15 protein-coding genes and 1 tRNA gene are annotated in these 16025 nt (G+C 66.3%); 9 read left to right on the forward strand and 7 right to left on the reverse strand.

Going from position 1 to position 16025, the window contains the following annotated elements; translation table 11 throughout:
* Positions 1–78 precede the first annotated feature (78 nt).
* Both ACPTTF_RS29040 and ACPTTF_RS29045 read left to right on the forward strand, forming a co-directional pair.
* Entirely contained in the window at positions 79–1506 is a 1428-nt protein-coding gene (locus ACPTTF_RS29040; protein WP_423369195.1) for a hypothetical protein, read from the forward strand.
* 14 nt (positions 1507–1520) lie between these two features.
* Positions 1521–2270 (forward strand): class I SAM-dependent methyltransferase, encoded by a 750-nt coding sequence (locus ACPTTF_RS29045; protein WP_423369196.1) that lies wholly within the window; start codon positions 1521–1523, stop codon positions 2268–2270.
* Positions 2271–2287: 17 nt separating this feature from the next.
* Here the strand turns inward: ACPTTF_RS29045 and ACPTTF_RS29050 are convergent, their stop codons facing one another.
* The 4 genes from ACPTTF_RS29050 to ACPTTF_RS29065 form a co-directional block, all read right to left on the reverse strand.
* Positions 2288–2977, reverse strand: a complete 690-nt coding sequence (locus ACPTTF_RS29050) for a DUF2848 domain-containing protein (RefSeq protein WP_423369197.1) — start codon at positions 2975–2977, stop codon at positions 2288–2290.
* Between the two features lie 70 nt (positions 2978–3047).
* A complete protein-coding gene (locus tag ACPTTF_RS29055) occupies positions 3048–3434 on the reverse strand; it encodes a cupin (protein ID WP_423369198.1) in 387 nt (128 codons plus the stop codon).
* Positions 3435–3482: 48 nt separating this feature from the next.
* Positions 3483–4961 carry a 4-hydroxyphenylacetate 3-hydroxylase family protein gene (locus tag ACPTTF_RS29060; RefSeq protein ID WP_423369199.1) on the reverse strand — a complete coding sequence of 493 codons (1479 nt, stop codon included), beginning with the start codon at positions 4959–4961 and terminating at the stop codon, positions 3483–3485.
* Positions 4962–4997: 36 nt separating this feature from the next.
* Entirely contained in the window at positions 4998–5525 is a 528-nt protein-coding gene (locus ACPTTF_RS29065; RefSeq protein WP_423369200.1) for a flavin reductase family protein, read from the reverse strand.
* A 276-nt stretch (positions 5526–5801) separates the two neighbouring features.
* Between ACPTTF_RS29065 and ACPTTF_RS29070 the strand changes: the two genes are divergently transcribed.
* Positions 5802–7013 carry an IscS subfamily cysteine desulfurase gene (locus ACPTTF_RS29070; protein WP_423369201.1) on the forward strand — a complete coding sequence of 404 codons (1212 nt, stop codon included), beginning with the start codon at positions 5802–5804 and terminating at the stop codon, positions 7011–7013.
* Positions 7014–7071: 58 nt separating this feature from the next.
* Here ACPTTF_RS29070 and ACPTTF_RS29075 read toward each other — a convergent pair whose 3' ends face one another.
* Positions 7072–7614: a MarR family winged helix-turn-helix transcriptional regulator gene (locus tag ACPTTF_RS29075; RefSeq protein WP_166954502.1), complete on the reverse strand. Its 543-nt coding sequence runs from the start codon at positions 7612–7614 to the stop codon at positions 7072–7074.
* A 128-nt stretch (positions 7615–7742) separates the two neighbouring features.
* Here ACPTTF_RS29075 and ACPTTF_RS29080 point away from each other — a divergent pair, with 128 nt between their 5' ends.
* Positions 7743–8333 (forward strand): nuclear transport factor 2 family protein, encoded by a 591-nt coding sequence (locus tag ACPTTF_RS29080; protein ID WP_423369202.1) that lies wholly within the window; start codon positions 7743–7745, stop codon positions 8331–8333.
* A 25-nt stretch (positions 8334–8358) separates the two neighbouring features.
* Here the strand turns inward: ACPTTF_RS29080 and ACPTTF_RS29085 are convergent, their stop codons facing one another.
* Together ACPTTF_RS29085 and rtcR are read right to left on the reverse strand one after the other, a co-directional pair.
* Positions 8359–8796 carry an SUKH-3 domain-containing protein gene (locus ACPTTF_RS29085; RefSeq protein ID WP_423369203.1) on the reverse strand — a complete coding sequence of 146 codons (438 nt, stop codon included), beginning with the start codon at positions 8794–8796 and terminating at the stop codon, positions 8359–8361.
* A 155-nt stretch (positions 8797–8951) separates the two neighbouring features.
* On the reverse strand, positions 8952–10571 hold the full coding sequence (rtcR, locus tag ACPTTF_RS29090; protein WP_423369204.1) for an RNA repair transcriptional activator RtcR: 1620 nt from the start codon (positions 10569–10571) through the stop codon (positions 8952–8954).
* 336 nt (positions 10572–10907) lie between these two features.
* Here rtcR and ACPTTF_RS29095 point away from each other — a divergent pair.
* From ACPTTF_RS29095 to ACPTTF_RS29115, 5 genes are all read left to right on the forward strand, one after another.
* Positions 10908–10980 (forward strand) — tRNA-Cys (locus tag ACPTTF_RS29095).
* Positions 10981–11238: 258 nt separating this feature from the next.
* Positions 11239–12378, forward strand: coding sequence for a slipin family protein (locus tag ACPTTF_RS29100; protein WP_423369205.1), 1140 nt, complete (start codon positions 11239–11241; stop codon positions 12376–12378).
* Positions 12379–12440: 62 nt separating this feature from the next.
* Positions 12441–13664: an RtcB family protein gene (locus ACPTTF_RS29105; protein ID WP_423369206.1), complete on the forward strand. Its 1224-nt coding sequence runs from the start codon at positions 12441–12443 to the stop codon at positions 13662–13664.
* Positions 13665–13719: 55 nt separating this feature from the next.
* Positions 13720–14532 (forward strand): nucleotidyltransferase domain-containing protein, encoded by an 813-nt coding sequence (locus ACPTTF_RS29110; RefSeq protein WP_166954512.1) that lies wholly within the window; start codon positions 13720–13722, stop codon positions 14530–14532.
* A gap of 258 nt (positions 14533–14790) precedes the next feature.
* Complete coding sequence (locus ACPTTF_RS29115) at positions 14791–15939, forward strand: DUF1176 domain-containing protein (RefSeq protein ID WP_423369207.1); 1149 nt, start codon at positions 14791–14793, stop codon at positions 15937–15939.
* Positions 15940–16025 lie beyond the last annotated feature (86 nt).

The following is a 16025-nucleotide window of genomic DNA, read 5'->3' on the forward strand; positions in this document are numbered from 1 at the left end:
CAAGCGGGTCGCGTCGCGCGGCGAGCGCGGACAGACCGGACAACAACTCGACCACCACCGGCACCGACGACCCGATCCATGGCCGCTTCCCCTCGCGCATCGCGCACCCGCACCACCCGGCGCCTGGCGTGGATACTCGGCGTCGTCGCCGCGCTCACGCTCGCGGCCTGGTGGCTGCTGACGCCCCGCGACCCGAAACCCCGCGACGTCCTGGCACCACCCGGCACCTCGCACATCACGATCGCACTGAGCGATCTCTACATGCCGTTCCTGTCGCCCGCGGAGAATGCCGATCTGCGTAGCCGGCTGCCCGACAGCGTCGACATCGTCGCGCACTACACGCGCACGACCACCACCTACAGCCTGCTGTCGTGCAGCTATGGCCTCGGGTGCCTGCCCGATCCGCAATGGAACCAGCACACCGACGAGGAAGTGCGCCGTCTGACCGCCACGGTCACGCCGCGAGGCGGCCCCGATACGCCACGCACGATCGGCTTCGACCTGCCGCACCGGATCGACAACGGCTTCTCGATCGCGTCGTTCGCCGTGGTGCTGTCGCCCGGCGCGCTGCCGCGCCAGCCCGGCTACCACACGCTCCTCGCGAGAAGCGGTGAGGCCAATGCCAAACCGCTCGGCGACGACGGCCCGCTGCTCGACTATGGTGTGCGCTTCGACGCGCAGGACGCGGGCCACGACCCTGGGCCTGGCCCGCGCAACGTGCAGGACTGCCTCGAATCGATTTTGCCGATCGGCGTACCCGAGGTGAGCGTTCCGATCGTCGTGACGCTCACGACCAGCACGCCGGGCATGTCGTTCACCGGCAGCACGCGCTGCCCGATGCCGGATGCCCTGGCCAATGCCATTCCCGGCTACGACGTGACGCCCGGCATCAACGTGCCCGCCGTACCGGGCCGGCTGCCGCCCGGCCGGATCGCCGCCGCGCAGGTTAGGCTCGACCTCGATCACCAACATGGCGCCACGCTGCTGTCGGGCCCCGTCACGCCGACGCCCGCGATGGAGCGCTGGTATCACCGCAATGACGAAGGGCCGGACGCGTACCTGATCGAATTCGGCCCGTATCGCCAGCTCGAAGTCCGCATGCGCTTCGACAACGCACACCCGGTGAATGGCGTGCTGCCGATCCGTACCGAACGCTGGACCTTCTTCGACGACGCGCTGGTCGGCTACACCGCCGACATCGACTACGTGGTCGATACGCAGAAGGGCGTCGTGATCTTCAATACGCATTGGGACCAGTATTTCCACGACGGCAAGACGGTGTTCACGCAGACGACATCGCGGCCATGCGACGACGCCGTGTTCTGCGGCAACGACGTGGCGGACAACCCGGAAGCGCAGGCGGTCAGCGGCGCGGTGCGGGCCGCCGGCCGCGATGCGCTCGGCGAGATCAGGAGCTGGATGGCGCAGCCCTACGACGCGCTGCAGGCCGAAGCGCGCACCTACCTGCAATTTCGCGGGGCGCTGAAGCCGGTTGCCGATCGTTGACGTTTCGCCTGCCCATGCCAACCATCGAAGACGCCCTTTACACCGACCCACGCCTCGTCGCGGTCTACGACCTGTTCAACGCGGGCGATCGCGATTTCGCGTTCTATGCCGCCGCGATCGGCGGCGCACGGCAACGCATTCTCGATCTCGGCTGCGGCACCGGCACGTTCGCGCGCCGGCTCGCGGCGGCCGGGCACGACGTCGTCGCGATCGATCCCGCGCCGGCGATGATCGACTACGCGCGACGCCAGCCCGACGCCGATGCGGTGCGCTGGCTCGCGTGCGATCTGCGCAGCCTGCCGCCCGGCGCGCCGTTTGACGCGGTCGTGATGACCGGGCATGCGTTCCAGTGCCTGCTGACCGACGACGAAATCGACGCGACGCTGCACGATGTGCGGCGCGTACTCGCCGACAGCGGCCGCTTCCTGTTCGACACCCGCAACCCGCGCGTCACACCTTGGCGCGCATGGACGCCCGAACTTTCGGCATGCAGTGTCGACTCGCACGAAACCGGCACCATCGGTCTTCATCATGCGGTGCGCTCGGTCGATGGCGCGATCGTGACGTTCGACACGCACTACCGCTTCCGTCGCGACGATACGTTTCTGACGAGCACGAGCCGGCTGCGTTTCATCGAGCAACCCGAACTGCAGGCACGCGTGGCGGCAGCCGGATTCGCTTCATCCGACTGGTGCGGCGACTGGCAGCACGCACCGTTCGACGCGGCGACGAGCGCGGAGATCATCGCGATCTGCCGCGCCTGAAGGCGCACCCGATTGCGTCAGCCCGCAATGGGCAGCGCATCGACCGCATACGCATGGCGAATCATACGGCCCAGCACCGGATCTTCCAGCTCGACCTCGAAGCGCTCGGCCGGCCGGATACCGCCGATGGCCGCGAGCGTGCCGCACAGCATCGCGGTGCCGTCGACGAAGCGTCCGTCATCGCGTGCGAACTGCGCGAGCAGATCGTCCGGCGCGCGCATCGCGGTCACCTTGCCTTCCTGGTACAGCACACGCTCGCCGTCGATCGTCGCGTACGCGCGCAGCACCAGCTGATCCCAGTGCCCGGCCACGTCGTCGAACTTCCACAGCGTGTTCGCACACGGCTTGCCGCACATCTGCTTCGACACCGTGATCCCGTAGGTCTCGACCTCGCGGTCGGTGTGATCGGACGCGATGCCGACGAAGGTCTCGCCGCCGTCGCGCACCAGCACGAATTCCGCTTCGCCGCTGCTCTGCCCGCCCGATACCTGGATCGCGGGCGACGGGTCGAGACGATCGGCCGCGACGCGGTAGAACACGGGTGTGCTCGCCGGGCGCTTGACACCCAGTTCCTCCAGCTCGCGGATGTGCTTCTCCATGGCGACCGTGTCGCGTCCGGTCCAGCCCGCGATCACGAGCGTGTCGATCGCGATCGTGCGCTCGGTGCGGCCGTCGCGACCGTCGATCGCGAACGTGATGGTTTTCATCGAATGCTCCTCTGGGCGGGCAGCGCACGCTGCGTGCAGCCGCTCGCCGTGTATCGTTGATCGGCCGCGCTTACGCCGGGTCGTAGTAGTGAATTTCCAGCAGCACGCAGCCGCCGTTCGACTTGAACGGGCCGTGCCATGCGCCGGGCGGACGCACCGCATACGTGTAGCCCTTGAACGGCGTGCCGCCGTTGCCGTGCTCGTCGTTGCCCACGGTCAGGTCGCCTTCGACGAGAAACACCTCTTCCCAGTAGTCGTGCACGAACGGCTTCTTCGTGTGCAGCCCTGCCGGCAGGCGCAGCAAGCGCGTGCGGCTGCCGCGTTTCTGCTCGGTGTCGAGCGCGCCGGACAGGATCAGTTCCTGTGCGCCGGACGCCGGGTCATAACCTTCCGGCAGCTGCCAGTCGCGCTGCATGTCCAGCGTATGGAATTCGTCGTGAAGCTTGTTGATGGCCATCTGTCTCTCCTGTAGCGATAGCGGGTGAGTCGGGCGCAATACGACGCGTCAAGCGGCGCGCGGCGTCGACAGTTCCTGGTCCAGCGAATAACTGCCGAGCATCGAATCGACGAGATGCGACGCGCGCTGCCAGTCGTACGTGCGATACGCATGCCCCTTCGTGACGAACGACGCGCCGGCGTAGAACAGTTCGTACTGGTTGTGGCGCGATGCGAATTCGGAGCCCACCGCGTCCCACGCGAGCTTGAAGAACTTCACGCGCTCCTCGGACGAGCACACGGGGGACTTCTGCGTCTTCTCGATGATGCGCAGCAGGTCGGGGTTCTCGAAATCGCGCACGCTGGACGGCAGCATGATCATTCCGCCGCCGGCGAGTTCGCGCAGCGTGTTGAGCACCTTCGAATAGAGCTGTTGCGTGACGACCTGCGAGCCGTACAGCATGTTGCGATCGGGCACGTAGAAGCCGTTGACGACGGTGCCCTTCGCTTCCATCCCGTAGACCCACGCCTCGACCATCGACGCTTCTGCCGCGAGCTGGCCCAGCGTTTCGCGCACCTGCGGGAACGCGTTCGTGCCGTTGACCTCGGAGATCTTCAGGCCGAGCCCGACGAGGAAGCGCAGCTTCGTCATCAGGCGCACCTGGCATTGGTAGTTCTGGTACACGTGCGCGGGCGTCGCGTGGAACTGCTTCGCGCACATCGCCGTATTGCCGGCGACGAAGATCCGTTCCCACGGCACCTTCACGTCGTCGAAATACAGCACCGCGTCGTTCTCGTCGAAGCGGCTCGACAGCGGGTTGTCGAACACCGACGTCGCATTCTCCTCGTACGATTTGCGCGACAGGATCTTCATGCCCTTCGCGTTCATCGGCACCGCGAACGACAGCGCATACATCTCGTCGCCTTCGCGCAGCGGCTGGATGCAGCTGCAGAACACCTCGTTGGCCATGATCCCGCTCGTCGCGAGCATCTTCGCGCCGCGCACCGTGATGCCTTCGGCATCCTGATCGACGATGCCGACCGCGAGGTACTTGTCCTCCTGCTCGTGCGCGGCCTTCGACTGGTTCGCCTGCGGATTCACGATCACGTAGGTCAGGAACAGGTCGTTGTCGCGTGCATAGCGGTAGTAGTCGCGCAGAGCACCCGCACGGGCCGGATCGTATTGCTCGAACACGTCGGCGCCCATATACATGCCCGTCAGGCACGACGCGACGTGGTCGGGAGAACGGCCCATGAAGCCGTAATGCAGCTCCGACCACGCTTCCAGCGCGGCACGGCGTTCGACGAGTTCGTCGTAGGAGGTCGGCAGTTGCCAGATTCGGCTGACGCGGTTGCCCGTGTCGGGCGACACGAACGTCATTTTCTCGACGTTCTCGTCGCGCGCCTGGTAGTCGTACAGGCTCGCATAGCTGCGGATCGAATTGCGGAATGCCGCGTGTGCGGTCACGTCGCCGACCGGCTGGCCATTCAGGTAGACCTGCCGCCCGTCGCGCAGCGACGCAATGTGCTGGGTCCCGTTCTTGATCATGATGTCCTCCAGGGTGGAATGAAGCGTGGGTTGCATTCAGGCAGACGGCGCATGCAAGCCGTCGAGCGTGCGGTAGCGGCCGCCGAAGAAGATCAGCGGGCGCCCTTCCGAGCGTGCGCGATGCCGCGTCACGCGGCCGACGAAGATCACGTGATCACCGCCGTCGTACTGCGCATAGGGTTCGCATTCGAACGTCGCGAGCGCGTCGGGCAGCAGCACCGCGCCGTCGTCATCGGCCGCGTCGGCACGCCAGCCCCACTTGTCGCCGTTCGCTTTCGCGAAGCAGTTCGACAGGTGCTGTTGCGTCTCGTCGAGCACGTTGACCGTATAGCCGCCCGCGTCGGCCAGGTCGCCGAGGCTCAGGCTGCGACGGTCGACCGAGAACAGGATCAGCGGCGGGTCCAGCGACACCGAATTGAACGACGCGACCGTGATGCCGACCGGCATCCCCTCTTTGCGCGTCGCGGTAATCACCGCGACGCCCGTCGCGAACATCGACAGCGCAGTGCGAAAGTGCCGCTGCGCGTCTGCGCCCGCACCGGTTCCGGCATGGTTCTCGCTCATATCGTCCTCCTTGGGTTGCATCGCCGGATTCCGCAGTGGAATCCGGCCCAACAAAGCACCGTTATTTAGCTTTGTTATTTAGCTTTTATTAAATGTAAACACAAAGGCAGATTCAAGCTGTCGTAAACCCTGACCTTGAAAGCTTTGTTTGAAAGACAACCCTACTGGCGTGATGGGTGTTGCGCGGCGCCTTCGAATGTCCACGTACACTGCCGCTACCCTGTTCCACGGTGCTTCCGTGCACCGCGGGAGACACCGCTTTCCGGAGCCGCATCGATGCAATCCCGTCCGATCTACATGGACTACAGCGCGACGACGCCCGTCGATCCGCGCGTGGTCGACAAAATGGTGCCGTTCCTGCACGAGCAGTTCGGCAACCCGGCTTCACGCAGCCACAGTTACGGCTGGGATGCCGAGCAGGCCGTCGAGGAAGCGCGCGCGCACGTCGCCGCGCTGCTCGGCGCCGATTCGCGTGAGATCGTGTGGACCTCCGGCGCGACCGAGGGCAACAACCTCGCGATCAAGGGCGCCGCGCACTTCTACCAGGGCAAGGGCAAGCACCTCGTCACCGTGAAGACCGAGCACAAGGCCGTGCTCGATACGTGCCGCGAGCTCGAACGCCAGGGCTTCGACGTCACGTACCTCGACGTGCGGGAAGACGGCCTGCTCGATCTCGATACGGTGCAGCAGGCGCTGCGCGCCGACACGATCCTGGTGTCGGTAATGCTCGCGAACAACGAAACGGGCGTGATCCAGCCCGTGGCCGAGATCGGCGCGCTGTGCCGCGCGCGCGGCATCGTGTTTCACTGCGACGCCGTGCAGGCGGCCGGCAAGATTCCGGTCGACGTGAATGCGTTGAACGTCGACCTGCTGACGGTGACCGCGCACAAGGTCTACGGCCCGAAGGGGATCGGCGCGCTGTACGTGCGCCGCAAGCCGCGCGTACGGATCGAAGCGCAGATGCACGGCGGCGGCCACGAGCGCGGGATGCGCTCGGGCACGCTGCCGACCCACCAGATCGTCGGGATGGGCGAGGCGTTCCGGCTCGCGAAGGAAGAGATGGCGGAAGAAAGCCGCCGCGTCGGCGCATTACGCGACCGGCTGCTGGCCGGCCTGTCAACGCTCGACGAGGTTTACGTGAACGGCGACGTCACCCGCCGGATTCCGCACAACCTGAACGTCAGCTTCAATTTCGTCGAAGGCGAATCGCTGATCATGGGAATCAAGGGTGTCGCGGTGTCGTCAGGCTCCGCGTGCACGTCGGCATCGCTGGAGCCGTCGTACGTGCTGCGCGCGCTGGGCCGCAGCGACGAGCTCGCGCACAGCTCGATCCGCTTCACGCTCGGCCGTTTCACGACCGAAGCCGAAGTGGACAGCGTGATCGCGCAGGTACGCGACACGGTCGACAAGCTGCGCGCGCTGAGCCCGCTGTGGGATATGCATCTGGAAGGGGTCGACCTGAATACGATCGAGTGGGCCGCGCACTGAGTGCGGCCGAAGCGTCAGGCGGGCCGGCGATCGCGGGCGGGCCGGCGGCGGGTGCGCGTCAGCCTTTTTCCTGGCGCGCGATCAGGTGCGCGAGATCGAGCGTCGCGCGGTCGCCGTTGGTGACGAGGCGGTCGATCACCGAGCAGAGTGCCTTGAATTCGGTCTTCGTCACGCCCTCGAACAGCACGTTGTTGATGCGCTGCTGCGTCTCGGTGAGCGTCTTCAGCAGCTTCGAGCCGGCCGGCGTGACCGTGACACGCATCTTGCGCTTGTCGTCGGGGTCCGAGCGTTTGTCGAGCAGGCCGAGCTTCTTCAGCTTGCCCGTCTCGATCGTGACGAAGGCGCCGCTCAGGTGCAGGTGATCGGCGAGGCGATTGACGGTCACGACGTCGTCGTGCGACAGATGCGAGACCGATACGAGCAGCGAATACTGGATGCCGGTGAGGCCGATCAGCGAGCCGAAGCCGTCGCGTACCGACAGCAGGCGGGCCGCGAACGGCAGCAGCCCGTTGATCAGGTGGCGAAATTCCGTGTCCGTGCCGTCGATCAGGCAGGCCGGGTTGGTAATGGTCAGAACGGACTCCTCTTGCTGCTTGGCCATGACTTCGACGCTCCGTACGGTCATGCGAATTTAGCTTTGAAACGAAATTATACGGCAAAGGCACATACGTCCCTGGCCAGGCCCGGCCGGCGCGTGTGGCCCTGTTTACCGATACAGGAGGCTTGTCCATGCCCTTCCCGCTTCATCCCGCGACGGTTCGCGCGCTGCTCGAATGCTATCTGCGCGCGAAAGACCTGAACCGGCCGTCACTGATCGCCGAGTGCTTCGCCGCCGATGCCGAGCTGAGCTTTTCGCTCGCGAACGACGATATCGATTTTCCGCCGCGCGTGACGGGCGCGGCCGCGATCGCACGCACCCTGGTCGAGGAATTCGGCGAGCGGTTCGAGCGGTGCCGGACCTATTACGTTTGCACGGAACCCGAAGTCGACCCGCACGGCGTCAGCGGGATGTCGTGGCTCGTCGTGATGCGGCAGAAGGACAACGGCGCGTTGCGGATAGGGCACGGCACGTACCGCTGGCAGTTCGCGGGCAACGGCGAAGCGCACGCGCGCATTACCGCGCTGCACATTCATATCGCGCGGATGGATACGATCGACGATCCGAAGTCGACGAAACTCGATGCGCTGCATGCGGCGTTCGGGTATCCGTGGCTGCCGGCGCACGCGTTCGCGCACGGGCTGGCGGATGTCGCGGCCGCGCAGCCGGAATGGGCATTCCTGGCGCCGTTTCGTGAGGCGGCGACAGCGACGGCCGATTGAAACACGGCCGAAGCACGTCATCGCATTACGTGCTGCCAAGGAGCTGACGGATCGTCATCACGCGCGGATCGTCGATCGTCAGATCCTCGCCGTAATAGGCAATCGTTGCCCGATCGTCGAGCAATAGCGGAATCGAGACGCGCCCGAGCAGCGCTCGCTCGACCGCTTCGCCGAACGTGAATCCGCACAGATACACGCCGTCGACCACGCAATTGGTCGAGAACACACGGCCCCGTGCATCGACATAAAACTCGGCGTACCCGAGATCGTCTTCGGCGAAACCGATCATCGTCGTCCCGAGCGCCTGTTCCCACGCGTCGATCTGACGATCCTTGCGCGCCAGCGCATGAAATGCGAGCCCCATTCGCGCGCAGGTCTGCCCGCTGCCAGCGGCGCCCACGATCAGCCCGCCGAATTCGCGCAGGATTACATCTCCCGGATGTTCGCCATCGCCGGCCGACACACGGCAACCGTCGTCACCCCGCCAACCGGAATCGGCAAACAGCAATTTGACCGACGAAGGAATCACGACCACAACCACCCTCCCGAAATTTGCGCACACGATGCCGTACGCGCTATCCGGCACACCCGACGCAGGAAATGCATCGTGCGTGCCCGTCACCGCACCGCATCGAGTGCGCCCCTGACCCCGTCCCAATCCAGCCCGAACCGCGCGAGATACTTGCGCAGCCGGTCCGCATCGTTCGGCTGCTTCTTGCTCTGCCGCGATACCGCGAACAGCGTGCGCCCGGCTTCCGACAGGCTCGCCGACACGCGGCACACGTCGAGCACGCGTTCGAGTTGCACACGGTCGAACAGGTCGAGTTCCGCCGCGCGCGCGCCGAACACCGCTTCGACGCACGCGTCCGACTCACCCGCGCCGCCCGGCTGCGACCACGTCCGCGTCAGCCGTTCGACTTCCTGTTCGGCGAGCGCTTCGGTAATCCGCCCCGCATCGGCCAGCGTCGCCATCCGCGTGACCGACGCGGACAGCTCGCGGAAGTTGCCGGCCCACGCCGCACGCGGCGACGCAGCGAACGCGAGATAGCGCCGCTTCGCCTCGACGTTGAAACGCACCTGCTCGCCCTGCTCGCGGCCGAAACGATCGAGTTCGAATTCGAGGTTCGGCTCGATGTCCTCGCGGCGCTCGGCCAGCCCCGGCAACTCGTACGTCCACAGGTTGATCCGCGCATAGAGATCCTCGCGGAACGTGCCGGCCGCCACCATCTGCCGCAGGTCGCGGTGCGTGCCCGCGATCAGCTCGAAATCGCTGGTCGCCTCGACGTCCGCGCCGACTGGCAGGAAACGCTTCTCCTCGATCGCCTTCAGCAGCATCGCCTGTTCGTCGAGCCCGAGTTCGCCGATCTCGTCGAGAAACAGCAGCCCGCCGTCCGCCGCGCGCAGCAGCCCGGCCCGCGCCGACTGCGCACCCGTGAACGCGCCCTTCACGTGACCGAACAGCGTCGACATCGCCGCGTCGCCGCGCAGCGTCGCGCAGTTGATCTCGATGAACGGCCCCGCGAGCCGATGGCGGCCGCGCTTCAGCTCGTACACGCGCTTCGCAAGAAACGACTTGCCAGCGCCCGTCGGCCCGACCAGCAGCATCGGCGCGCGCGAGCGCACGGCCACGCGCTCCAGTTGCTCGATCAGCGCATTGAAACGCGCGTTGCGCGTCGCAATGCCGGCCTTCAGGAACGACACCGTCTCGTCGCGCTCGCGCGTGAAGCGCTGCGCGATCCGGTTGTAGCGCGACAGGTCGAGATCGATCACCGACATCGTGCCGGGCCCGCTTGGTCCCTCGTCGGTCTTCTGCGGCGGTGCCGTCTGGGCGAGACGCGCCGGCAGGTAGCGCGCCTCCGCCAGCAGAAACCAGCAGATCTGCGCGACGTGCGTGCCCGTCGTGATGTGGATCAGGTAATCCTCGCGGTCGAGATCGAACGGGTAGGCGCGCGCGAAATCGTGCAGCGTCGCGTAGACCTCCTCGAAATCCCACGGATCGCGAATCTCCATCGAAATGAGCCGCACGTCGGTGTGCGGCGACACGCGCTCCAGGTCCTGCTTCACGCGATTCGCGAAACGCGCGTAGTTTGGCGAGTGCAGTAGTTCGAGCCGGTCGATCGGCATGTCGCGCTGCTCGCACAGCGAAATCGTCGGCCGCCAGTTGCGCCAGCGACGCTGCGAGCCGCCGCCCTGGTCGAGCACGGTGCCGAGAAAACCGATCGCGACGGTCTTGCGCATGTTTATCCCACAAGATAATAAGCGATCCGATTGTATCGAATTTTCCGGATCGAGCCACGATCGAATTTTCATGACTCACCCGCCACATCAAATAATTTCCCCTTTTACTTCAATAGCTTGAGATTTATTTCGCGCGCCGACCCGCCCGCTGGCACGCTCCTCGCTAAATAGAAAGCGCCGGATGTCCCGCTGGCCCACGAGTCAGGGTTCACACAGCCCTGCTGGTGCGCCGCCGCCGAACCTGGTTCGTCGCGGTCGCGCATGCCGCCATGGGCAGACGAAGGCAAACGGGCGCGTACTGGCACTTCGCCCGGGTTCGAATCCCGGGGCGCCCTCCGTTCGGTAGCTCATTCGGGTAGAGCAGCCGGCGCAAGCCGGTGTGTAGCGGGTTCGAATCCCGCTCGAACGCTGTCCGCAAGGACAGCCTTGTAATGAAAGCAGTACCCGCCGGTGCGGGCCGCGAGGCCCGCCGCGCGTCGGACCGGTTGCGGTTCCGCGCGATCGGCCGGACGGCCGCACGGCCCGCGCGAAGGCGCACGACGACGCGATGCAGGATGCGTCGCCGCGCACTTCAGCGCAGGGCCGGCGCGCCGCCCGCCCGGTTGCGTCGCCCCGCGATCCGCACGATGCGCGTCACCCGGCGGCCATTGAAGAAAAGGACAAGAATATGTGGATGCGACATGTAGTGAAAAAGAACGAACGCGCGCTGCTGATGAATGAGGGCGATTTCGTGAAGGTGCTCGAACCGGGCGTGTTCAAGGCCTTCGATCCGTTCAAGCGCCTGTCGGTGCAGACCGCGCGTCTCGACGCGCCGCTCGCCGATGCGGCACTGGCCGACTATCTGCGTCACGACGCCCAGGACGTGCTCGCCCGGCACTTCGTCGCGATGGATCTCGCCGACGACGAAGCCGGCCTGCGCTACGAAGACGACGTGCTCGTCGAAATCCTGGCGCCGGGCACGCGCCGGCTGTACTGGCGCGGCCTGACCGCGCACCGTCTCGAGCGCGTCGATCTCGCGCAGGACAGCATGCTGCCGGCCGCGCTCGTGAAGCGCATCGCGCAACCGGCGCTGCGTGCGCGCGGCGTGGCGGGCCTGGCAGGCGTGCTGCTGGCGCAGGTGCCGGCATACCACGTCGGCGTGCTGAAGATCGACGGCAAGATCGAGCGGCTGCTGGACGCGGGCGTCGCGGCGTTCTGGCGCTTCAACCGCGACATCGCGGTCGAACTCGTCGACCTGCGCGTGCAGGCGCTCGAAGTCGGCGGACAGGAAATCCTGACGCGCGACAAGGTCGCGCTGCGCTTGAACCTGTCGGCGACGTGGTGCTATGCGAACGTGCTGCATGCGTTCGGCCAGCTGCAGAAGCCGGTCGAACACCTGTATCGCGAGCTGCAGTTCGCACTGCGCGCGGCCGTCGGCACGCGCTCGCTCGACGAACTGCTGGAAGACAAGCAGTCGATCGACGACGTCGTGATCACGCAGGTGCGTGCACGTCTCGGCCATTCGGGCGTGGAGGTGCGCAGCGTCGGCGTGAAGGATATCGTGCTGCCGGGCGACATGAAGACGATCCTCGCGCAGGTGGTCGAAGCGGAAAAGTCCGCGCAGGCGAACGTGATTCGCCGTCGCGAGGAAACGGCGGCCACGCGTTCGCTGCTGAACACCGCAAGGGTCATGGAAGAAAACCCGACTGCGCTGCGACTCAAGGAGCTGGAAACGCTCGAGCGCGTCGCGGAACGGATCGACCGGATCTCGGTGTTCGGCGGTCTCGACCAGGTGCTGAACGGACTCGTCAGCATCAAGGGCGCGTAATGAATGGACAGGCACGGCGCACGGGCGTCGTGCCTCATGAACAACGAAGCAAGGTGATGAACATGAGTGCAATGGACTACCAGGTGATGGAACTGGCGAACGGCAAGCCGGTGAAGATGTGGACGCAAGGCGTCGCTGTCGAGGAGGAAGCGCGCGCGCAACTGCGCAACACCGCGCAGATGCCGTTCATCTTCAGCCACGTCGCGGTGATGCCGGACGTCCACCTCGGCAAGGGCTCGACGATCGGCAGCGTGATCCCGACGAAGGGCGCGATCATTCCGGCCGCGGTCGGTGTCGACATCGGCTGCGGGATGATGGCCGCGCGCACGACGCTGACCGCGTCCGACCTGCCGGATTCGCTCGCGGGCCTGCGCAGTGCGATCGAACGCGCGGTGCCGCACGGCCGCGCGCCGGGCCGCCGCGATCCGGGCGCGTGGGGCGACCGTACGCCGGCCTCCGTGACCGAATCGTGGAAGGCGCTGCAACCGGGCTTCCAGCGAATCGTGGACAAGTATCCGAAGCTGGAAAAGACGAACCACTACGCGCATCTCGGCACGCTCGGCACCGGCAACCACTTCATCGAAGTGTGCGTCGACGAAGCGGAACACGTGTGGTTCATGCTGCACAGCGGCTCGCGCGGCGTCGGCAATGCGATCGGCAGCCTGTTCATCGAACTGGCGCAGGCCGACATGCGGCAGCACATCGCCAACCTGCCGGATCGCAACCTCGCGTATTTCACCGAGGGCAGCCGGCGCTTCGACGACTACGTCGAAGCGGTCGGGTGGGCGCAGGACTACGCGCGGCGCAACCGGCAGGCGATGATGGATGCGGTGATCGGCGCGGCGCGCGGCGTGATCGCCAAGCCGTTCTCGGTCGACGAACACGCGGTGAACTGCCACCACAACTACGTGCAGCGCGAACGCCATTTCGGCGAAGACGTGCTCGTGACGCGCAAGGGCGCGGTGTCCGCGCAGAAGGGGCAACTCGGGATCATCCCGGGCTCGATGGGTGCGAAGAGCTTCATCGTGCGCGGGCTCGGCAACCCGGAAAGCTTCTGCTCGTGCAGCCACGGCGCGGGCCGGACGATGAGCCGCACCGAAGCGAAGCGCCGCTTCACGGTCGACGACCAGGTGAAGGCAACGCAGGGCGTCGAATGCCGCAAGGACTCGGGCGTCGTCGACGAAATCCCGATGGCCTACAAGGACATCGACGCGGTGATGGCGGCCCAGCGCAGCCTCGTCGAAGTGGTGCATACGCTGCGTCAGGTGGTGTGCGTGAAAGGATAGCGCGGTGCGCGGCCGATGGCCGGCGGCCGCGCACAACGAAAGGGAAACGACAAAAATGAAAACGGAAAAAATGACTGCCGTGCGCAGCGCGCACCCGGTCGACCCGGCCGTGCGGGCACGCGTGATGGCGGAGCTCGCGGAAGTCGAGCGCCGCCATGACGTGAGCGTGCTGTTCGCGTGCGAATCGGGCAGCCGCGGCTGGGGGTTCGCCTCGCCGGACAGCGACTACGACGTGCGCTTCGTGTATGCGCACCGGCGCGACTGGTACCTGAGCGTCGAGCTGCAACGCGACGTGATCGAGCGGCCGCTCGACGACGAGCTCGACGTCAGCGGCTGGGAACTGCGCAAGGCATTGCAACTGCTGCGCCGCTCGAATCCGACGCTGCTCGAATGGCTCGACTCGCCCGTCGTGTATCGCGAAGACGCGCGCTGGGCGCCGCGACTCAGGTCGCTGGCGTCGGCGTTCTTCTCGCCGGTGCGCGGGCGTCATCACTACCTCGCGATGGCGAAGAAGAACTTTCGCGGTTATCTGCAAGGCGACACGGTGCGCTACAAGAAGTACCTGTACGTGCTGCGGCCGCTGCTCGCGGTGCGCTGGATCGACTCGGGGCTCGGGATGCCGCCGATGCGTTTCGCGGATCTCGTCGACGGCACCGTGCACGAGCCGGCGGTACGCGCGGAGCTCGACGCGTTGCTCGCGCTGAAGATGAGCGCGAACGAAAGCGAATACGGGCCGCGCCGGCCGGCGATCCACGCGCTCGTCGAGACGATGCTCGCCGATGCCGAACACGATCGCGAATACAAGCGGCCGTGGGGCGACGTGGCGATGCTCGACGCGTTCCTGCGCGACGTGGTCGACGCTCGATGAAATGCGAACGGCGCGATGCCTGCGGGCATCGCGCCGTTTCCGCATTCGCACTCGGCCGCCCCATGTCGGCCAGCAACGTAAGTGCCCGCGAACTACGCGTCGCCACCGCGATCGGCGCCCATGGCGGCGGTATACTCGATGCCGTTCGGCACAGCGCGCCGCCGCATGCGCCACTGCCTTCGACCTGCCCCGCTTGCTGACGATGCGCTTGCAGCCCGACGTCTTGCGCCCGCCCATCCACAGTCGATACGAACCGCCATGTCGCACCGCCTTTCGCTCGCCATCGCCGCCCTCCTCGCCGCTTCCCCGATCGTTGCCCAGGCTCGTCCGCTCACGCGGCCGCCGGTCGAACGCGACTTCAGGAACTGGGCAGTCGTCTGCGACAACGGCAACCGTTGCATTGCCGAAAGTCATGCCGACGATATCGACGGTTCGCGCACCAGCCTCATCCTGCGCGTGACGCGCGATGCCGGCCCGGATGCGCAAGCCTCGCTCGACCTCTACGCGTCGGCGCCGCTGGACCTGCACACGACACGCGCGGACGGCCGCCCGTTCGACGCAATGGCGGCCCAATGGCATGCGTTCGGCGGCAAACCGGACGACGACGAAGCCCACCCGTTCCGGATCCGGACCAACGATCCGGCAACGGTTGCCGCATGGCTCGCCGCGTCGCGCAATGCGCAACTGCTGAGCTTCGGCGATCCGGCATCGGCGCAAACCGCTCGAATGCCGTTGACGGGATTGAATGCCGCGCTGCTGCTGATCGACGACACGCAAGGCCGTGTGGGCACCACGACGGCCCTGCTGCGCCCCGGCAACCGGCCCGCATCGTCGGTGCCGGCCGCGCCGGCACTGCCGCCCGCCGTCGTACCGGCACCGGCCGTCGCGAACCTGTCGGCCGCCGAGCAGCGACCGCTCGTCGACGCGGTGCTCGCGAAGTTCGGCGACGACGTGAAGCAATGTGCGGCCGATGTCGAAGACGAAATGCCGGCCACCGATCGCACGAAGGCGTCACGCGCCGTGGCGATCTCCGCCGACGAAGCGCTCGTCGCGATACCGTGCCAGACCAGCAGCATGTATAACCACACCGACCTGTGGTATCGCGTGCGACGGACGGCACCGTTCACGCCGACGGCGATGAATTTCGGCGAGAACGCGAACGCGGGACTCGATTCGGCATCCTTCGCGAATGAACTGACGGAGGCCGGCTACGACCGTACCCGCGCGACGCTGTCGAGCAAGGTCAGGCTGCGCAGTGCCGGCGATTGCGGCTCGACCGCATCGTGGATCTTCGATGGCCGGCGCTTCATGCTCGACGACATCGCCACGCACGGCACGTGCAACGGCCTGTTCGACGATCAATGGCCACGCCTGTATCGACGCGCCGACGCGACGGTCAATCGCTGACGCGCGCATCGTACCGGAACACGCCGGCAAGTCATTACCCGTAACAAACCGAGGGGCCGACCCATGCATCTGCGCCGCACAATGCG

This window comes from Burkholderia crassaminum (assembly GCF_964265005.1).
GTDB lineage: Bacteria > Pseudomonadota > Gammaproteobacteria > Burkholderiales > Burkholderiaceae > Burkholderia.